General features: G+C 68.8%; 21 protein-coding genes. 16 read left to right on the top strand and 5 right to left on the bottom strand.

Annotated features, from left to right (window positions below; all coding sequences use genetic code 11):
* Positions 1–72 precede the first annotated feature (72 nt).
* On the top strand, positions 73–1,461 hold the full coding sequence (locus tag E0H45_RS40400) for a PepSY-associated TM helix domain-containing protein (protein ID WP_131347774.1): 1,389 nt from the start codon (positions 73–75) through the stop codon (positions 1,459–1,461).
* On the opposite strand, the gene E0H45_RS40395 is transcribed toward E0H45_RS40400, so the two are convergent.
* Together E0H45_RS40395 and E0H45_RS40390 are read right to left on the bottom strand one after the other, a co-directional pair.
* Positions 1,450–1,968 carry a MarR family winged helix-turn-helix transcriptional regulator gene (locus E0H45_RS40395; RefSeq protein WP_131347772.1) on the bottom strand — a complete coding sequence of 173 codons (519 nt, stop codon included), beginning with the start codon at positions 1,966–1,968 and terminating at the stop codon, positions 1,450–1,452. The genes E0H45_RS40400 and E0H45_RS40395 overlap by 12 nt on opposite strands.
* Positions 1,965–3,254 (bottom strand): nicotinate phosphoribosyltransferase, encoded by a 1,290-nt coding sequence (locus tag E0H45_RS40390; protein ID WP_202872769.1) that lies wholly within the window; start codon positions 3,252–3,254, stop codon positions 1,965–1,967. Before E0H45_RS40390 ends, E0H45_RS40395 begins: the two co-directional genes overlap by 4 nt.
* A 106-nt stretch (positions 3,255–3,360) precedes the next feature.
* On the opposite strand from E0H45_RS40390, the gene clpS reads away from it, so the two are divergent.
* The 6 genes from clpS to E0H45_RS40360 all read left to right on the top strand — a co-directional run bounded on the left by clpS (position 3,361) and on the right by E0H45_RS40360 (position 7,024).
* On the top strand, positions 3,361–3,648 hold the full coding sequence (gene clpS / locus E0H45_RS40385) for an ATP-dependent Clp protease adapter ClpS (RefSeq protein WP_131293520.1): 288 nt from the start codon (positions 3,361–3,363) through the stop codon (positions 3,646–3,648).
* Positions 3,645–4,196, top strand: a complete 552-nt coding sequence (locus E0H45_RS40380; RefSeq protein WP_131347768.1) for a DUF2017 domain-containing protein — start codon at positions 3,645–3,647, stop codon at positions 4,194–4,196. Before clpS ends, E0H45_RS40380 begins: the two co-directional genes overlap by 4 nt.
* A gap of 69 nt (positions 4,197–4,265) precedes the next feature.
* The gene (locus tag E0H45_RS40375; protein ID WP_131347766.1) at positions 4,266–5,243 is read left to right on the top strand and encodes an aldo/keto reductase; all 978 of its coding nucleotides are present in this window, start codon (positions 4,266–4,268) and stop codon (positions 5,241–5,243) included.
* A gap of 71 nt (positions 5,244–5,314) precedes the next feature.
* On the top strand, positions 5,315–5,770 hold the full coding sequence (locus E0H45_RS40370; protein ID WP_131347764.1) for a M67 family metallopeptidase: 456 nt from the start codon (positions 5,315–5,317) through the stop codon (positions 5,768–5,770).
* A gap of 3 nt (positions 5,771–5,773) precedes the next feature.
* On the top strand, positions 5,774–6,052 hold the full coding sequence (locus tag E0H45_RS40365; protein ID WP_130381936.1) for a MoaD/ThiS family protein: 279 nt from the start codon (positions 5,774–5,776) through the stop codon (positions 6,050–6,052).
* Between the two features lie 24 nt (positions 6,053–6,076).
* A complete protein-coding gene (locus tag E0H45_RS40360) occupies positions 6,077–7,024 on the top strand; it encodes a PLP-dependent cysteine synthase family protein (RefSeq protein ID WP_131347762.1) in 948 nt (315 codons plus the stop codon).
* A 100-nt stretch (positions 7,025–7,124) separates the two neighbouring features.
* Here the strand turns inward: E0H45_RS40360 and E0H45_RS40355 are convergent, their stop codons facing one another.
* Positions 7,125–7,463 carry a hypothetical protein gene (locus E0H45_RS40355; protein ID WP_238155674.1) on the bottom strand — a complete coding sequence of 113 codons (339 nt, stop codon included), beginning with the start codon at positions 7,461–7,463 and terminating at the stop codon, positions 7,125–7,127.
* A 192-nt stretch (positions 7,464–7,655) separates the two neighbouring features.
* Here E0H45_RS40355 and murI point away from each other — a divergent pair, with 192 nt between their 5' ends.
* From murI to E0H45_RS40330, 5 genes are all read left to right on the top strand, one after another.
* Positions 7,656–8,459, top strand: a complete 804-nt coding sequence (gene murI, locus E0H45_RS40350) for a glutamate racemase (protein ID WP_130381928.1) — start codon at positions 7,656–7,658, stop codon at positions 8,457–8,459.
* A 129-nt stretch (positions 8,460–8,588) separates the two neighbouring features.
* Positions 8,589–9,335 carry an MBL fold metallo-hydrolase gene (locus tag E0H45_RS40345; protein ID WP_131347759.1) on the top strand — a complete coding sequence of 249 codons (747 nt, stop codon included), beginning with the start codon at positions 8,589–8,591 and terminating at the stop codon, positions 9,333–9,335.
* A complete protein-coding gene (locus E0H45_RS40340; protein ID WP_131347757.1) occupies positions 9,316–10,146 on the top strand; it encodes an alpha/beta fold hydrolase in 831 nt (276 codons plus the stop codon). Before E0H45_RS40345 ends, E0H45_RS40340 begins: the two co-directional genes overlap by 20 nt.
* Before the next feature lie 60 nt (positions 10,147–10,206).
* Positions 10,207–11,703 (top strand): DHA2 family efflux MFS transporter permease subunit, encoded by a 1,497-nt coding sequence (locus E0H45_RS40335; RefSeq protein WP_202872751.1) that lies wholly within the window; start codon positions 10,207–10,209, stop codon positions 11,701–11,703.
* Positions 11,700–12,278: an acyl-CoA-like ligand-binding transcription factor gene (locus E0H45_RS40330; protein WP_131347756.1), complete on the top strand. Its 579-nt coding sequence runs from the start codon at positions 11,700–11,702 to the stop codon at positions 12,276–12,278. Before E0H45_RS40335 ends, E0H45_RS40330 begins: the two co-directional genes overlap by 4 nt.
* Before the next feature lie 3 nt (positions 12,279–12,281).
* On the opposite strand, the gene E0H45_RS40325 is transcribed toward E0H45_RS40330, so the two are convergent.
* Together E0H45_RS40325 and E0H45_RS40320 are read right to left on the bottom strand one after the other, a co-directional pair.
* Positions 12,282–13,106: an SAM hydroxide adenosyltransferase gene (locus E0H45_RS40325; RefSeq protein WP_131347754.1), complete on the bottom strand. Its 825-nt coding sequence runs from the start codon at positions 13,104–13,106 to the stop codon at positions 12,282–12,284.
* A 161-nt stretch (positions 13,107–13,267) separates the two neighbouring features.
* Positions 13,268–14,440 carry a Gfo/Idh/MocA family protein gene (locus E0H45_RS40320; protein ID WP_131347752.1) on the bottom strand — a complete coding sequence of 391 codons (1,173 nt, stop codon included), beginning with the start codon at positions 14,438–14,440 and terminating at the stop codon, positions 13,268–13,270.
* A 146-nt stretch (positions 14,441–14,586) separates the two neighbouring features.
* Between E0H45_RS40320 and E0H45_RS40315 the strand changes: the two genes are divergently transcribed.
* Genes E0H45_RS40315 through E0H45_RS40300 form a run of 4 tightly spaced genes read left to right on the top strand, consistent with a single transcriptional unit; the run spans position 14,587 to position 17,386 of the window.
* A complete protein-coding gene (locus tag E0H45_RS40315; RefSeq protein ID WP_131347750.1) occupies positions 14,587–15,450 on the top strand; it encodes an SGNH/GDSL hydrolase family protein in 864 nt (287 codons plus the stop codon).
* A gap of 24 nt (positions 15,451–15,474) precedes the next feature.
* On the top strand, positions 15,475–16,191 hold the full coding sequence (rph, locus tag E0H45_RS40310; RefSeq protein ID WP_131347748.1) for a ribonuclease PH: 717 nt from the start codon (positions 15,475–15,477) through the stop codon (positions 16,189–16,191).
* The gene (gene rdgB, locus E0H45_RS40305; protein WP_131347746.1) at positions 16,188–16,793 is read left to right on the top strand and encodes an RdgB/HAM1 family non-canonical purine NTP pyrophosphatase; all 606 of its coding nucleotides are present in this window, start codon (positions 16,188–16,190) and stop codon (positions 16,791–16,793) included. The genes rph and rdgB overlap by 4 nt, the downstream gene beginning before the upstream one ends.
* A 2-nt stretch (positions 16,794–16,795) precedes the next feature.
* Positions 16,796–17,386 (top strand): hypothetical protein, encoded by a 591-nt coding sequence (locus E0H45_RS40300; RefSeq protein ID WP_131347744.1) that lies wholly within the window; start codon positions 16,796–16,798, stop codon positions 17,384–17,386.
* Positions 17,387–17,599: the final 213 nt, after the last annotated feature.

Below are 17,599 nucleotides of genomic sequence, written 5' to 3'. Positions count from 1 at the left end.
CGAGAGCAAAGGGAAACGCGGTGGCAACCGAAGTGGCTGCCACCGGCAACACACGCACGCCACAGTGACGCAATGCCCCCTAGTGCTCACGCTCCGTCCCGCACCCGGCCGTTGCTGGTGCGGCTGCACTTCTACGCGGGGATCCTGGTCGGCCCGTTCCTGCTCGTGACGGCGCTGACCGGGTTCCTCTATGCGCTCGCGCCTCAGGCCGAGAACCTGCTCTACCGCGACACGATCTCCGTCGAGAGCTCAGGTACGACGAGACCGGTCGGTGAGCAGGTCGCGGCGGCCCGGAAGTACCAACCGGAGGGGACGCTGCTCGCGGTCCGACCAGCCGCCGGGCCGGGGGACACGACCCGCGTGTTGTTCGGCGTGCCCGGGCTCGCCGAGTCGGAACGCCTTGCGGTGTTCGTGAATCCCGGCAACGCGGAAGTGACCGGCGAACTGGTTGCCTATGGCTCGAGCGGCGCGCTGCCGTTCCGGACCTGGCTGTCGAACCTGCACCGAAGCCTGCACCTGGGCGAGCCCGGCCGGATCTACAGCGAGCTGGCAGCCTCGTGGTTGTGGGTGATCGCGCTCGCCGGACTCGTGCTCTGGTGGACAGGACGACGTACCGGATCCCGGCTCCGGGTGGAGCGGGCCTCGAGTGCTCGCCGGCGGACGCTGTCGTGGCACGGCGTTCTGGGCACGTGGGTGATCGTCGGCATGCTGTTCCTGTCCGCGACGGGACTCACCTGGTCACGGTTCGCCGGGGCGAACGTCGGCGACCTGCGATCTGCGCTGGATTGGAAGACCCCGGCAGTCAGTACGGGACTTACCTCGGCCGACCATGCCGGACATGAGGGCCACACGTTCCCCGGCGGCGAGGTCGATCCGGCTGTCGAGGAGTGGGACCAGACGCTGCAGTCGGCGCGCTCCGCGCAACTGGACGGTCCGGTCGAGATCACCACACCGAAGCAGGCCGGTACGTCGTTCGTCGTCCAGGAGATCGGGAAAGTGTGGCCGACCCAGGCCGACGCGGTCGCGGTCGACCCGATGTCCGGGAAGGTGGTCGACATCGTCCGGTTCGCCGACTACCCGCTCGTCGCAAAGTTGTCCCGGTGGGGCATCGACGCGCATATGGGCCTGCTGTTCGGCCTGGCGAACCAGGTGCTGCTGCTGATCGTTGCCGGAAGCATCGTCGCGATGGTGATCCTGGGGTATCGCATGTGGTGGCTTCGCCGGCCGACCCGCGGGCATGTGCTCAGGTTCGGTCGCCCGGCTCGGCGCGGTGCCTGGCGGGAGCTCCCGGTGCTCGCGGTCGTCGTACTGCTCGCGCTCGCCGTCGGCGTCGGGCTGTTCCTGCCGTTGTTCGGGATCAGCCTGGCGGCATTCGTGGTGCTGGACCTGCTGATGGGGCTCCGGGGTCCGCGGAACGTCGCGACGGAGGAATCCCGGAGCGAGGAGGAGCTACTCGCCTGAGTGCAGGAACGGCTCGAGGGTGGACGTGATCGTCCACAGCAGGTTCCGCATGATCCGACGGTCCTCGGGCGACAGCTGGGCGAGGGAGCGGCGGCCGGCGCGGTCGTAGATCTCCTGCACGGTGTGGGCGAGCTCGACGCCGCGGTCGGTCAGCTCGATGCCCACCTGCCGGGCGTCGGTCGTACTCTTCACCCGCCGCACCAGCCCGGCGGCTTCCATCCGCTGCGTGGTCTTGGTTGCCGTCGGCACCTCGACGTCCAGGACCTTCGCGAGCCGGGCCACAGGTAGCGAACCGTGGTGCAGGAGCTTGGCGAGCACCAGCTCCTGTCCCGTGTGCAACACGGTCCCCGCCAGCTCCTCCGCGATCGCCTTCCGGGTCGCACGCTCCGCGAACCGCAGGGCGATCAGAACATCGGCCTCGTCCGCGGGTGCGTCCGGCGACCACTCCCCATGGCCGTCCGAGCTGCCCGGGCGGCCCGTGTCGGCGGTGTCGCTCGGGGTGGTCACGTGTGGCTCCGGGCGCGGAAGGGGTTGCGGTTGTTGTAGTCGCCGACGTAGTCGGTGGGGATGGCGGCTTCGCCGCGGCTCAGTTGGCTGGCGGAGCGGGGGAGTTCGTCGCGGACCTTCTGGTGGTGCGCCTGGGACTCCTCCGGCGTGGTCCGGCCGACGATCTTGCCTGACTCGACGAGCGGCTTCAGGAGAACGCGGTCGTCGCCGTCGTCGACCGGCTGTTCACCGACGCCGATCAGTTCGACCTCCGCGACCCCGGCCGCCGTACGCCGTCGTAGTGCCCACTTCCGGCCGCCGATCGAGATCTTGTCCGGGCTCTTCTTCGCGACCGGCATCAGTTCGCCGCTCGCATCCTCGCGGGCGACCAGCTTGTACACGAACCCGCAGGTCGGGTACCCGGAGCCGGTGACCAGCGACGTACCCACGCCGTACCCGTCGACCGGCGCCGGTGCGAGCGCGGCGATCTGGAACTCGTCCAGGTCGCTCGTCACGATGATCCGGGTCTTCGTCGCGCCCAGCGAGTCCAGCTGCTCGCGGACCTGCCCGGCCAGCGACGGCAGGTCGCCCGAGTCCAGCCGGACCGCGCCCAGGTCAGGGCCGGTCAGCTCGATCGCGGTCCGCACCGCCTCCGCGACGTCGTACGTGTCGACGAGCAGCGTCGTACCTTTGCCCAGCGCGTCGACCTGCGACCGGAACGCGTCCTGCTCGCGGTCGTGCAGCAGCGTGAACGCGTGCGCCGCCGTCCCCGTGCTCGGGATGCCGAACCGGCGGGCCGCCTCCAGGTTCGAGGTCGCGGTGAATCCCGCGATGTACGCCGCCAGCGCCGCGCCGACCGCCGCCTCCTCATGGGTCCGTCGGGAGCCCATCTCGATACAGGGCCGCCCACCGGCCCACCAGCTCATCCGCGACGCCGCCGAGGCGACCGCCGAGTCATGGTTCAGGATCGACAAGAAAACGGTTTCCAGCAGCACTGCCTCGGCGAAGGACGACTCCACCACGAGCACCGGCGAGCCGGGAAAGAAGATCTCGCCGTCGGCGTAGCCGGAGATGTCGCCGGAGAACCGGTACTCCGCGAGCCAGTCCCGGGTAGCCTGGTCGACGACGCCGCGATCGGCCAGGAAGGCGATCGTCTGCTCGTCGAACCGGAACCGCTCGAGCGCGTCCAGCAGGCGGTTGACGCCCGCGACCACGCCGTACCGGCGGCCGTCCGGCAGCCGGCGGGCGAACAGCTCGAACACCGAGCGGCGCTGCGCCGTGCCGTCGGCCAGGGCGGCCTGCAGCATGGTCAGCTCGTAATGGTCGGTCAGAAGCGCAGTGGACTGTGCCGGTGAGTGCGTCACAGGAGCAGCCTATTGCGAGACCGGAACCGATGATGGAGAGAATGGACAGGTGACCACCGCACCAAGCGAACTCGAGAGCGCCGAGGTCGACGAGGCGATCGAGTTGAGCCCGCCCTGGGTGACCGTCGTCTGGAACGACCCGGTCAACCTGATGGACTACGTCACCTTCGTCTTCCAGACCTACTTCGGCTACTCCAAGCAGAAGGCGGAGAAGCTGATGCTGCAGGTGCACCAGGAGGGCAAGTCGGCGGTCTCGAACGGCAACCGGGAAGCGATGGAACGCGACGTGGAAGCGATGCACACCTACGGCCTGTGGGCCACCTGCGAGAAGTCGTGACCCGGTTCCGCAGGCGCCGCAAGACCGTCGTCGTCAGCTTCGCCGAGCACGAGGCGGACATCCTGGCGAACCTGCTCCGCAACCTGGTCGAGCTGCTGTACGACGGTCTGCCGCCGCGCGCCACCGAGTCCAGCGACCCGCTCGCGGCGCTGCTGGACTCCGACGGACCGACGTCGCCGCCCGAGGACGTCGTACTGCAGCGGCTGCTGCCGGACGCGTACAAGCAGGACGACATGGCATCGTCGGAGTTCCGCCGGTTCACCGAGCGCGGGCTGCGCGAGGGCAAGGTGACCGACGCCAAGCGGGTGCTGTCCGCGCTCGAGGAGTCCGGCGCCGACGAGATCGCGCTGGAGCCGGACGAGCAGCTGTCCTGGCTGCGTGCGCTGAACGACCTCCGCCTCGCCATCGGCACCCGCCTCGACATCAAGGACGAGGACGACTACTCGACCTGGGAGAAGCTCCCGGACGACGACCCACGCCGCCTCACCTACGACCTCTACGACTGGCTCGGCTACCTCCAGTCCGCGCTCCTGCACAACATGCGCTGAGGCGGGGAAACAAATCGCCACCACACGCACATTTCTTTCCCCTCCACGGGGCTGATTAAGGTTGGCCGCATGGAGACGCGGCGGCTCGGGCGGACCGGGCGGGATGTTGGTGTGGTCGGGCTCGGGGCGTGGCAGTTGGGCGCCGACTGGGGAGAGGTGGACGAGGGCGACGCTCTCGCGGTGCTGCAGGCCGCGATCGACGGCGGGGTGACGTTCATCGACACCGCGGACGTGTACGGCGACGGGCGCAGCGAGCGGCTCGTGGGACAGGTGCTCAAGTCGTCCGAAGGCCTGACCGTGGCGACCAAGATGGGCCGGCGCGTCGAGCAGGTGCCGTCCAACTACACGCTGGACAACTTCCGCGCCTGGAACGACCGCTCCCGGCAGAACCTCGGCGTCGACACGATCGATCTGGTGCAGCTGCACTGCCCGCCGACGTCGGTCTACTCCGACGACGAGGTGTTCGACGCGCTCGACACCCTCGTCGACGAGGGCCGCATCGCGTCGTACGGCGTCAGTGTCGAGACCTGTGCCGAGGCGCTGACCGCGATCGCGCGGCCGAACGTCGCGTCGGTGCAGATCATCCTGAACGCGTTGCGCCTGAAGCCGCTCGACGAGGTCCTGCCCGCGGCGCAGGCGGCCGGCGTCGGCATCATCGCCCGCGTCCCGCTCGCCAGCGGTCTGCTCTCAGGCAAGTACGACGAACACACCACGTTCGCCGACGACGACCACCGCACGTACAACCGGCACGGCGAGGCCTTCGACGTCGGCGAGACCTTCTCCGGCGTCGACTTCGCCACCGGCCTGGAAGCCGTCCGCCGCCTGAGTCCCTCGCTTCCAGCCGGCGCCACCATGGCCCAGTTCGCCCTCCGCTGGATCCTCGACCAGCCCGGCGTCTCGGTCGTCATCCCCGGCGCCCGCAACCCGTCCCAGGTAGCCGGCAACATCTCCGCCGCCACCCTCACCCCGCTGACCCCCGACCAGTCGGCCGCCGTCCAGCAGACGTACGACGACCTGATCCGGCCGCAGATCCACGACCGCTGGTAACCCACTGTCCGCATTCTGGACCGACTTCGCGGTTGGCGGGGTCGGTGCGGCGCGCGCCGTACCGTGGAGGCGTGCTGGTGATCGAGAAGGCGACTGTTGACGCGATCGTGGCGCATGCCCGGCGGGATCATCCCGACGAGGCGTGCGGTGTGGTCGCGGGGGCTGAGGGGTCGGACCGGGGCACCCGGTTCATCCCGATGCTGAACGCCGCCATGTCGCCGACGTTCTACGAGTTCGACTCGGGTGACCTGCTGCGGCTCTACAAGGAGCTCGACGAGCGGGACGAGGAGCCGGTGGTGATCTACCACTCGCACACCGCCACCGAGGCGTACCCGTCGCGGACCGACATCAACCTGGCCCAGGAGCCGGGCGCCCACTACGTGCTGGTGTCGACGCGGGACGGCGCCGACTCCCCGGCGTACGACGGGCCGGTCGAGTTCCGCTCGTACCGGATCGTCGACGGTGAGGTCACGGAAGAAGAAGTACGCGTGGTTGGTTCTTATGCAGAGACAGAAGGAGAGCACTGAATTATGGCGATCGAGCTACGCGTGCCGACGATCCTGCGCACCTACACCGGTGGCGCGAAGGCGGTCAGCGGCGACGGCGTGAACCTGGCCGAGTTCATCGACAACGTGAACGGCACCCACCCGGGCCTCAAGGAGCGCATCGTGGAGGGTGAGCCGGAGGAGCTGCGCCGGTTCGTGAACGTGTACGTGAACGACGAGGACGTCCGGTTCACCGGCGGACTGAAGACCGAGGTCAAGGACGGCGACGTCGTCGTCGTGCTCCCCGCGGTCGCCGGCGGCTGAGCGCGAACCGGTAGAGGACTGACGATGCGCTTCGACAGCCTGCTCGACTCGATCGGCGGCACCCCGCTGGTCGGACTGCCCCGGTTGTCGCCGACGGCCGACGTCCGGCTGTGGGCGAAGCTCGAGGACCACAACCCGACGGGTTCGATCAAGGACCGGGCCGCGCTGCGGATGCTGCTGGACGCCGAGAAGGACGGCCGGCTGCGCCCGGGCAACACGATCCTCGAGCCGACGTCCGGAAACACGGGCATCTCGCTCGCGATGGCGGCCAAGCTCCGCGGGTACCGGATGGTCTGCGTGATGCCGGAGAACACCTCCGAGGAGCGCCGCCAGATCCTGCGGATGTGGGGTGTCGAGATCATCTCCTCCCCGGCCGCGGGCGGCTCCAACGAGGCGGTCCGGGTCGCGAAGCAGGTCGCCGAGGAGCACCCGGACTGGGTGATGCTGTACCAGTACGGCAATCCGTCGAACGCGCTCGCGCACTACGACGGCACCGCGCGGGAGATCTTCGAGGACCTCCCGTCCGTCACGCACTTCGTCGCCGGCCTCGGCACCACCGGCACGCTGATGGGCGCCGGCCGGTTCTTCCGCGAGCACAAGCCGGAGGTGCGGATCGTCGCCGCCGAGCCGCGGTACGGCGAACTCGTCTACGGCCTGCGCAACCTCGACGAGGGCTTCGTCCCCGAGCTGTACGACGAGACGCTGATCGACGCCCGTTTCTCCGTCGGTCCGCGGGACGCCGTCCGCCGGGTCCGCGAGCTGCTCGACAACGAAGGCATCTTCGCCGGCATCTCGACCGGCGCGATCCTGCACGCGGCGCTCGGCCAGGCGGCCAAGTGCGTGCGCGACGGTGAGCAGGCGGACATCGCGTTCGTGGTCGCGGACGGCGGCTGGAAGTACCTGTCCACCGGCGCCTACGAAGGCACCATCGACGAGGCCGAAGACCGCCTCGAAGGCCAACTCTGGGCCTGAGCCGGGTGAGGGGAACCGGAGCGGCGGGCGGAGGGCCGGTCCGGGCTGGTGGCGCCTTTGTTGCCTTAGGCACCTGCAGGGATTGTTACGTCATGTCCGCCTACGGTTCTTTGAACAGGACCTTGCGGCCGAGTCGGGGATGGACGCCGCGGCCCTTGCAGCTGTTGCACGGGCGCTGGGCGTAACTGAAGATGCTGCCGCGGTGCCGGCCGGCACCTTTGCATCGGTTGCACTTGGCATTCGGGTGCAGCGACAGCGAGACGACGTACATTGCGAACATCGCCATCAGCGCCAGCAGCAGGAGTCCCGTCGGTCCGATGGACGACGCGATGTCCGCGGCTGTGCCGTTGTTCGACTCCGTGGCCTGACTGGCCGCCTGTCCTGCGGCGGCGACGTGATCGGGCTGCGGAGTTGGTGCGGCGGTGGTACCGATTACCACCGCTAGGTGATGCGTCAGATCCATGGCATCACGAGGGGCGGTCGAGCAAACATCGCTCCAGAGTGGCGCGCATCACGCGAAAAGGCAATTCCATAACGTAAAGATGTGGATAACCTCGGCGTGTCGTTCCGACCGGTTAGGTAAGGCTGCACTTGGGATCTGCCCGGCGCCGGACCTGTATAAGCTTTTCCCGTGGCTGACGCACCGGTGGGGATCTTCGACTCAGGCTTCGGGGGACTCACCGTCGCCCGCGCGGTACTCGATCAGTTGCCGCACGAGCCGATCCTGTATCTGGGTGACACCGCGCGGCAGCCGTACGGCCCGAAGCCGATCGCCGAGGTCCGCGAGTACGCGCTCGAATGTCTGGACCATCTCGTCGAGGCCGGCGTGAAGATGCTGGTGATCGCGTGCAACTCCGCGAGTGCCGCGATGTTGCGGGACGCGCGCGAGCGGTACGACGTACCGGTTGTCGAGGTGATCCTGCCGGCCGCGCGCCGGGCCGTGGCGGCGACGCGGAACCAGCGCGTCGGCGTGATCTGCACGAAGGCGACCGCGCAGTCGCTCGCGTATGAGGACGGGTTCGCGGCCGCGCCGCAGGTGGAGCTGTTCACGCACGCGTGCCCGAAGTTCGTGGACTTCGTGGAGTCCGGCGTGACGTCCGGGCCGGAGCTCCTCGAGGCCGCCCACGAGTACCTGGACCCGCTGGTCGAGGCCGGTGTCGACACGTTGATCCTCGGGTGCACCCACTATCCGTTGCTCACCGGCGTCATCTCGTACGTGATGGGCGACAACGTCACGCTGGTCAGCAGCGCCGAGGAGTGCGCGAAGGACGTGTACGGCGTGCTCACCAAGACGGGCCTGCTCCGCCCCGACCACCTCCCGACGCCCGCGCACCGCTTCGTCACTACGGGCAACCCCGCGGAGTTCGCCGCGATCGGCTCCCGCTTCCTCGGCCCGGCCCTGGGAGTAGTCGACCAGTTCGCCTGGGTCCGCTGACAGGTGTGATCCAGGTCGCACCCGGCTGTTGTCCAAGGCACCGGAAGCGCCCCGGATGCCTGTGTGGTAACCGAATCGACGCGTCCGCTCGTCCTGCGCGGGGGTCGACTCGCCGGTAGGGTTCCAGGTATGAAGCTCACCGTGATCGGTTGCTCCGGGTCTGTGCCCGGGCCGGACTCGGCCGCCTCGAGCTATCTGGTCACAGCCGAGGGGTTCAACCTGATCCTCGACCTCGGCAGCGGCGCACTCGGTTCGCTCCAACGGCACGTCGCCGTACCGGAGATCGGGGCGATCGGCCTGTCCCACCTGCATCCTGACCACTGCATGGATCTGTGCGGGTTGTACGTCGCGGCGCGCTACGCGCCCGGGGCGCCGATCCCGCGGATCCCGGTGTTCGGGCCGCCCGGTACGGCCGAACGGATGGCGCTGGCCTACGACCTGCCGATCGATCCCGGGATGGAGGAGGAGCTGGAATTCCATGCCTGGCAGGACGTTCAGCAGGTCGGGCCGTTCACGATCCGCACCGCGCCGATGGTGCACCCGGTGCCGGCGTACGCGATCCGGGTCGAGTACGGCGGCAAGTCGCTGGTCTACACCGGCGACACCGGGCCGAACGACGCGTTGGTCGAGCTCGCCCGCGGCGCCGACGTCCTGCTGTCCGAGGCCGCGCTGCCGGACAACGAACCGAACAATCCGGTCGACCTGCACCTGACGCCCGCCGACGCCGGTGAGCATGCGAAGAAGGCCGGTGTGAAGCGGCTCGTCATCACCCACGTGCCGCCGTGGTACGACCGCGTGACGCAGGCCGAGAACGCCCGCCGTACCTTCTCCGGCCCGGTCGAGATCGCTACCCCGCATGCCGTTTTCGACATCTGACGGCATCCGGTTGTGGACCGCGACCACCGGTACGGCGACCGGGCGGCCGGCGGTCGTGATCCTGCACGGCGGCCCGGGCCTGTGGGACGACTACGCCGTCCTCGCGGAGATGCTCGACGACCTCGTCGTCGTGCACCGTTTCGACCAGCGCGGCTGCGGTCGCTCGGACCCGTCCGACGTACAGACGCTGGCCCGGTCGGCGCGCGACATCGACGAACTCCGCGCGTACTTCGGTCATGAGCGGATCGTCGTCATCGGCCACTCCTACGGCGCCACGCTGGCGATGACGTACGCCGCGACGTACGGCGATCACGTGGCCGGGGTGGTGTACCTGGACGGTGTAGGCATCGGCGACTGGCGTACGGCGTACCACTCCGAGCAGGCCCGCCGGATGACACCCGAGCAGTTCGCGCGACTGGAGGAGCTGTCCGGCAGGCGGCGCACGCCGGCCGAGGAGACCGAGTTCCGCGCGCTGTCCTGGTTCACCGACCATGCCGATCGGGAGCGCGCGATGGGATGGGCGTACGCGAGTGCCGCCGTCGACCTCCCGATCAACTTCGCCGCCAACCGCGCGCTCGCCGCCGAGATGAACAGCCGGACGCCGGACGAGGTGACGGCGCAGGCCGCGTCGATCCAGGCCCCGGTCACCTTCATCCACGGCGCCGGCGATCCCCGCCCCGCCTTCGCCGTCCAGGACCTCGCCGCCCACACCCCGAACCACACCTTCCACCTGATCCCAGCCGCCGGCCACTCACCCTGGCTCGAGCAGCCGGACCTCGTCCGGGAGGTGCTGCGGGGCGTAGTGCGGTAGACAAATCGCAATTCTGAGATCTACTCTCAAATTAGAGCTGATCTCAGAAAGGTGTTTGTGATGCTGGATCCGCGGCGGTGGTGGGCCCTGGCGGCGATGTCTCTGAGCCTGATGGTGATCGGGCTGGATCTGACCGTGCTGAACGTCGCGTTGCCGACGCTGGCGACCGATCTGCAGGCGTCGACGAGTCAGCTGCAGTGGTTCGCGAACGCGTACACGCTGGTGCTCGCCTCGCTGCTGCTCCCGGCGGGACTGCTGGGGGACCGGTACGGACCGAAGCGGCTGATGCTCGGGGCGCTGGTGGTGTTCGGGTTGGCGTCGGCGGCGTGCGCGTTCGCGAACTCTCCCGGTCAGTTGATCGCGGGTCGCGCGGCGCTCGGGATCGGGTCGGCGTTCCTGATCCCGCTGTCGATGTCGCTGCTCAACCTGTTGTTCGCCCCGGAGGAACGGCAGCGCGCGATGACGATCTGGCTGATGGCGAACTCGCTCGGCATCCCGCTCGGACCGGTGCTCGGCGGCTGGCTGCTGGACCACTACCGGTGGGGTTCGATCTTCCTGATCAACTTGCCACTAGTTGCAATCGGACTAGTTGCGGTGGCTCTCTTGATCCCGTCGACGAGCGGCCACCGGTCGCGGCGGATCGACGTACCGGGAATCCTGCTGACGGCAGCCGGACTGGTCTGCCTGACGTACGGGTTCATCGCGGCGGGCGAGCACGGCTGGGGCTCGGCCTGGGCGCTCGGCGGGATCGCGACCGGAGTGGTCTTCCTGACCGCGTTCTGGGCGTGGGCCCGGCGTACGACGGATCCGTTGATCGAGCTGTCCTTGTTCCGGTCGGCCGGCTTCACCTGGGGCACGGTGCTAGCGACGCTAGCTTCGTTCGCGCTGGTGGGATTGCTCTTCGTGCTGCCGCAACTGTTCCAGGCGGTGCAAGGCGCGGACGCGTTCCAGGCCGGGCTCCGGTTGCTCCCGATCATCGGCGGGATGCTGATCGGCGCGAAGGTCGCGGAGCGTCTGGTCGAGGTGGCCGGGGCGCGGGTCTCGGTGGTCATTGGGTTCTCGTTGATGCTCATCGGTTTGGCGATCGGGGCGTTCACGCAGGCCGGCGACGGGTACGGGTTCACCGCGATCTGGGTCAGCCTGGTGGGCGTCAGCATCGGTTTCACGCTGCCGCCGATGAACGGGCTCGCACTCGCCGCGCTGCCCCTCGACCGGAGCGGCTCCGGATCCGCGCTGATCCAGGCGTCGCGGCAGGTCGGCGGCACGCTCGGCGTCGCGATCCTCGGCACGGTGCTCAATGCGGCGTACCGCAATCACCTGGACGTCACCGGCCTCCCGCCCGCGGCTGCGGAGGCTGCGCGCGACAGTGCGTCGGCGGCGGTCGCGATCGGTTCTCCTGAGCTGACCCGCTCGGCCCGCGCGGCGTTCGTCGACGGCATGGACGTGACGCTGTGGGCGTGCAGCGGCCTCGCGGTGGTGTCCATCGTGCTCGCGTTGGCCTTCCTGCCCCGCCGTACCCAGGCAACCGCGCCGGAACTTGCGACAATCTCTGCATGAGCGGGTTGCGGGAGCGGAAGAAGGCGAAGACCAGGGCGGCGATCCAGGAGCACGCGCTGCGGCTCTTCCGGGACCAGGGGTACGCCGAGACCACGGTCCAGGAGATCGCCGCCGCGGCCGAGGTGTCGCCGGCGACGTTCTTCCGGTACTTCGCGACCAAGGAGGACACCATCGTCCTCGACCGGCTCGACCCGGTGATGATCGAGCTGTTCCGCGCCCAGCCGCCCGAGCTGCACCCGACCGACGCGCTCCGGGCGGCGATCCGGCAGAGCTTGGACGCGCTGACCGCAGAGGAGTGGGAGCTGGAGTCCCAACGCCAGCGCCTGGTGATGCATGCGCCCGAGCTCCGGGTCCGGATGCTCGACCAGCTGTACGAAGGCATCGACCTGCTCGCGAGCCTCGCCGCCGAACGCACCGGCCGCGCGGGCGACGACTTCGCGGTCCGCGCCTGGGCCGGCGCGGTCGTCGGCGTCGTCATGGCCACGTACGAATCCACGATCGATGCCCCGCTCCCGCAATACCTCGCGACAATGGACCAGGCCTTCGACCAGCTCGCCGCCGGACTCCCGATGTGACCGTTAAGCCACTTTCTCGGCCGCACGCTCCAGCAGTGCGTCACCGGGTTGCAGACCGAACGTTTCGGCTGCCGAGCCGCCACGGATGACGAGCTCGGTGAAGCCGGTGCCGGAGCTGCCCGGAACGATGCCAGGTGCGTTCCGCGGTACGGCGGTCAGATGCGGGTAGCACGTGACGTCGACGATCGTCGTGCTGCCGTCATCGTTGCGTTGAGCAACAGGTAGCGTCGTACCGGCGACGAGGTCGAGGCGCTGGTCGAGCTTGCAGTTGCCGAAGTTGTCGACGACGGTCACAGTCGGCTCCTCGTCGAGCAGTTCGGGTACGGCGGTCTCGGTCGCCGGGACCACGCGGCCGTCGGCGACCCATTTCGCGAGCAACGGCAGGTACCACAGGCTGCGGAACTGGGTGCCGGCGATCTTCTCGATGTCGTCCGCGCCGAAGCCGGCCGCCGTCACCGCCTCGCGGATGTCGGTGACGTAGACGTGGTCGATACCGAGCTCACGCCGTACCAGGGAAAGCACGCGGGCGTTGAAGGTGCTCGCGACCAGGTGCTTGCCGTGCCAGAAGAAGCAGAACGGTACGCCGTTGGGCCAGACGCCGTCGCGGGGCGCGATGTTCAGCAATGTGATGGTCGGATGGCCGTCCTCGCCCAGCAGCTCCAGCGATTGCAGGCAGTCGAGCAGGGTGAGCGCGGCGAACGACTCCGGATCGGGTCCGTCGGCGGCGACGACGGTCGGCGACTGGCCGAACAGGGCACCGATCCGGGTGCTGAGTCTGGCGCGGGCGTTACCGTCGAAACAGTCGGTGACGTATGTGATCGGGTACATAGGTGGCTCCAAGTGGTTGCAGCGGTGGGAAACGAAAGAGGCCCCCGACATCGGGGGCCTCTCGCTGCAAGCACACGTGCCTACGCCGCTAGAGTCCTCCGCATCGAGGGCTCAGCATTCGCATGGCGGCGTACCAGGTCACGTCGAAAAGCGTAGCACCGTCATCGCGTCTGGCCGTTGTCGAAATAGGCGACCAGGGCCGGGTCCAGCGCCGGGACGTCCTGCGGTACGCCGTTCGCGCGCAGGGACTGGGTGGCGGCGTAGCCGGCGGCGACCGCGGCGCGGGCCGCGATCGGGGAGGTGAGCGTCGCGCCACCGTCGCGGACGAAGTTCACGAACTCGGCGACCAGGTGCGGGTCGGCGCCGCCGTGGTGTTCGGTCTCGCCGGCGATCTCGACGACCTGGTCGGCGTCCTCGCGGTACCCGGAGCGACGGCTGTTCCACACCTTCACCACGCCACCGGCGGTGTCACCGAAGTTCTCGAGCCGGCCGTGGGTGCCGATCACGGTGTAGTTGCGCCAGTAGTCCGGCGTGTAGTGGCACTGCTCGTAGGTCATGAAGACCCCGTTGTCCAGCAGCAGGTTCGCCATCGACAGGTCCTCGACGTCCATCACCGGCGCCAGGCCCTTCTGCTCCAGCGGCGGCCAGTTGTCGCTGGACACGAAGTCCTTGAACCGCTGACCCGTCCGGTCGAGCCGGTCGGTGATCCCGCCGTACAGCGTGAGCGCGCCCATCGCGTTCACCCGGGTCGTGTAGCCGCCGGCCAGCCAGTGCATCACGTCGATGTCGTGGGCGCCCTTCTGCAGCAGCAGACCGGTGGTGCGGGTGCGGTCCGCGTGCCAGTCCTTGAAGTAGAAGTCGCCGCCGTGGCCGACGAAGTGCCGGCACCAGATGGCCTTCACGTCGCCGATCGCGCCGTCCTGGATCAGCTGGCGCATCGTCAGCACGACGGGCATGTGGCGCATGTTGTGGCCGACGTACAGCCGGGCGCCGGAGTCGTACGCCGCCTGCAGGACCCGGTCGCTGCCCTCGGTGGTGATCGCCAGCGGCTTCTCCACGAACACCGAGACGCCGGCCTCGAGGAAGTCGATCGCCGGACCCTCGTGCAGGTCGTCGGGCGTGGTCAGGAACACGCCGTCGAGCTTCTGGTCCAGCAGTTCGGAGTGGTCGGCGTACGCCGTGGCGTCCGGGTACAGCTCCAGCGCGAGATCCCGCTGTCCCGCGACCGGGTCACAGACCGCGACAACTTCCGAGCCCTCGCCGGGACGGTGCGCGTACTGCGCGATGCGGCTGCGTGCTCCGAGCCCCACCACGCCAAACCGAAGATCAGTCATACCAGGCAACTCCTGCACATAGTTGTTTGCAACAGCCTAACTCCGAGCAATTCTGGCAAGCAATCACCGATCCTCCAGCTGGAATTGCCGCACTGGTCATCCGCCGCACATCAGCGTCTCGCTCCGTGCCGTCACCATGGCGGAATGTGAGCCTCCACTACGTGGCACTGGGGGACTCGACCACAGTAGGGGTCGGGGACCCGATGAACGGCAGTACGACCGACCTGTCCGGTGCCGGTGCGCGCCCGGGCGAGGGGTGGCGGGGCTGGGCCTCGCTGCTCGCCGACTCCCTGGCCAGCACCCACCGTGTGACGTTCTCCAACTTCGCGACCAGCGGCGCCACCGTGCCGGTCGTCGCGACCGAGCAACTGCCCTCTGCTGTTTCCTTGGCGGACGGTCCTATCGACCTCGCCTCCCTGATCGTCGGGGTCAACGACACCCTGCGGTCCACCTTCGACGCCGGCCGGATCCGCGAGCACCTGGATCTGTGCGCCGAGCAGCTGACCGCCCGCGGCGCGTTGCTGCTGACCGTCCGGTTCCACGACCACGGCCGGGTGTTCGGCCTGCCGCGGTGGCTGCGGCGGCCGCTGTGGCACCGGATCGAGCAGGTCAATGTCGCCTTCGACGACCTGCACGCGCAGTTCGGCGGGATCCGGCTGGACATGGCCGACTACCCCGAGGTGTACCGGCGGGACTTCTGGAGCGTCGACCGGCTGCATCCGGGGGAGCGCGGGCACCGCACGCTCGCCCGGGCGTTCGCGGACGAGCTGGCGGTCCGCGGGCTGCGCATCGACGTACCGCCGGATCTGGACTGTGCGTACCGGCCGCCGAGCAAGTTGGCGGACGCGGCGTGGCTGGTGCGCGAAGGTGTGCCGTGGGTCGGGCGCCGGGCGAACGACCTGCTGCCCTGGGCGGCCCGGATGGCGCTGACGCAGTCGCTCCCGTCCGGGGAGGGGATGCGCCTGCGTCCGAAGAAGAGGGAGGAGCTCCCGCCGGTTCTTCGGACCTGAGCAACTGCGACTAGGGTCTTGGGTATGGCTCGGATTGACGGACGTAATGCTGACCAGCTCCGACCCGTGACGGTGACCCGGAACTGGCTCGACCACGCCGAGGGCTCGGTGCTGGTCGAGTTCGGGCGGACCCGGGTGCTGTGCGCGGCGAGTGTGACCGAGGGCGTGCCGCGCTGGCGCAAGGGCTCCGGTCTCGGTTGGGTGAGCGCGGAGTACGCGATGCTCCCGCGGGCCACCAACACCCGTTCGGACCGCGAGTCGGTGAAGGGCAAGATCGGTGGCCGTACCCACGAGATCTCCCGGCTGATCGGCCGCTCGCTGCGGGCCGTGATCGACTACAAGGCGCTCGGCGAGAACACGATCCTGCTCGACTGCGACGTACTGCAGGCCGACGGCGGCACCCGGACCGCGGCGATCACCGGTGCGTACGTCGCGCTGGCCGACGCGGTGTCGTTCCTGCGGGAGCGGAAGCTGCTGAAGAGCGAGCCGCTGACCGGGACGGTGTCCGCGGTGTCGGTCGGCATCATCGACTCGGTGCCGATGCTGGACCTCTGCTACGAGGAGGACGTCCGCGCCGAGACGGACATGAACCTGGTGATCACCGGCGACGGCAAGTTCATCGAGGTGCAGGGTACGGCGGAGGGCGCGCCGTTCGACCGCTCCGAGCTGGACAGCCTGCTGGAGCTGGGGATTTCCGGATGCGCCGACCTGGCCAAGATCCAGCAGGAGGCGCTGGCGTGACGCGTGTTTTGCTTGCCTCGAACAACAAGAAGAAGCTCGAGGAGCTGCGGCGGATCCTGACGCCGATCGTGCCTGGGATCGAGGTGCTCGGGCTCGGCGACGTACCGCCGTACGACGAACCGCCCGAGACCGAGCCGACGTTCGAGGGGAACGCGCTGCTCAAGGCGCATGCCGCGCTCGCCGCGACCGGTCTGCCGTCGATCGCCGACGACAGCGGGATCTGCGTGGACGCACTGAACGGAATGCCCGGCGTGCTGTCGGCGCGGTGGTCGGGGCCCGCGAAGGACAACCACGCGAACAACCTGCTGCTGCTCGGGCAACTGGAGGACGTGCCGGACGAGCGTCGCGGCGCATCGTTCGTAGCGGCGGTCGCTTTCGTGCGGCCGGATGGACCGGACGAGCTCGTGCTCGGCGAGATGCGCGGGTCGGTGATCCGCTCGTTGCGCGGGACCGGCGGCTTCGGGTACGACGTACTGTTCCAGGCCGACGGGTACGACCGCACCACAGCGGAACTGTCGATCGAAGAGAAAGACGCGATCAGCCACCGCGGCAAGGCCCTGCGCGAACTGGCCCCGATCGTGGCGAAGGCGTTGGGGAGCTAGAGATGTTGTTCGCTGGATCGGACAAGGACGGCGTCGAGAGCGGCCAGATCACCGTGGCGTACCGGCGGTGGGCCGAGCCGCGCGTGGTCGAGGGGCGGATCTACCGGACGAACGCGGGCCGGATCGAGATCGACAGCATCCGCCAGGTGAACCCGGAGCTGATCGCGGACGGCGACCCGGACGTGGCACTCGCCGACCGCCAGAACGCGAAGGACGTACGGCGCCGGCTGCGAGGCGATGACACGTTGCCGACGTTCCTGATCCGCTTCCACCTGGTCGAGGGCCCGGATCCTCGGGATGAGCTTGCCTCCCAGACATCCTTGACGCCGGAGGACTTGGACGACCTGCGAGCGCGGCTGTCCCAGTTCGACGAGCTCAGCCACCACGGCCCCTGGACGGCCGAGACGCTCCGGCTGATCCAGACCACGCCCGCGACCCGGGCCGCGGACCTCGCGGCCGCTGTCGGGCGCGAGACGGCGCCGTTCAAACTCGACGTACGCAAGCTCAAGAACCTTGGCCTGACCTACAGTCTCGAGGTCGGCTACCGCCTCTCGCCCCGTGGCGCAGCGTACTTGGATGCCATCGGCAACTAGACCTCGTCGCCACGCCCGCGAAGTCCCCGGCTGTCCCGGCGACTGGATGGTGATGGGCACGGTCGTCGGTGGAGAGTTTTGCTCGGATTGCGCCAGAAACACTCCACCAATGTGCGGAAAACTCTCCACCGGTGCATACAGGCGGCGGCGGTGGTTGATGTGTTCGGGGTAGTGACCGGCGTGGTGTGCATTTTGGACAGGAGGTGTCGGTTG

This window comes from Kribbella soli (assembly GCF_004331345.1).
Taxonomy (GTDB): Bacteria; Actinomycetota; Actinomycetes; order Propionibacteriales; family Kribbellaceae; genus Kribbella; species Kribbella soli.
This window is presented reverse-complemented; position numbering and strand designations above follow the sequence as displayed.

Bases quoted from the DNA above. Each gene is read 5' to 3' on its own strand.
- E0H45_RS40400 (WP_131347774.1), top strand. From the start codon at position 73: ATGCCCCCTAGTGCTCACGCTCCGTCCCGCACCCGGCCGTTGCTGGTG.
- E0H45_RS40390 (WP_202872769.1), bottom strand. From the start codon at position 3,254: ATGCTGCAGGCCGCCCTGGCCGACGGCACGGCGCAGCGCCGCTCGGTG.
- E0H45_RS40375 (WP_131347766.1), top strand. From the start codon at position 4,266: ATGGAGACGCGGCGGCTCGGGCGGACCGGGCGGGATGTTGGTGTGGTC.
- E0H45_RS40365 (WP_130381936.1), top strand. From the start codon at position 5,774: ATGGCGATCGAGCTACGCGTGCCGACGATCCTGCGCACCTACACCGGT.
- E0H45_RS40360 (WP_131347762.1), top strand. From the start codon at position 6,077: ATGCGCTTCGACAGCCTGCTCGACTCGATCGGCGGCACCCCGCTGGTC.
- E0H45_RS40345 (WP_131347759.1), top strand. From the start codon at position 8,589: ATGAAGCTCACCGTGATCGGTTGCTCCGGGTCTGTGCCCGGGCCGGAC.
- E0H45_RS40340 (WP_131347757.1), top strand. From the start codon at position 9,316: ATGCCGTTTTCGACATCTGACGGCATCCGGTTGTGGACCGCGACCACC.
- E0H45_RS40335 (WP_202872751.1), top strand. From the start codon at position 10,207: ATGCTGGATCCGCGGCGGTGGTGGGCCCTGGCGGCGATGTCTCTGAGC.
- E0H45_RS40330 (WP_131347756.1), top strand. From the start codon at position 11,700: ATGAGCGGGTTGCGGGAGCGGAAGAAGGCGAAGACCAGGGCGGCGATC.
- E0H45_RS40325 (WP_131347754.1), bottom strand. From the start codon at position 13,106: ATGTACCCGATCACATACGTCACCGACTGTTTCGACGGTAACGCCCGC.
- E0H45_RS40320 (WP_131347752.1), bottom strand. From the start codon at position 14,440: ATGACTGATCTTCGGTTTGGCGTGGTGGGGCTCGGAGCACGCAGCCGC.
- rph (WP_131347748.1), top strand. From the start codon at position 15,475: ATGGCTCGGATTGACGGACGTAATGCTGACCAGCTCCGACCCGTGACG.
- E0H45_RS40300 (WP_131347744.1), top strand. From the start codon at position 16,796: ATGTTGTTCGCTGGATCGGACAAGGACGGCGTCGAGAGCGGCCAGATC.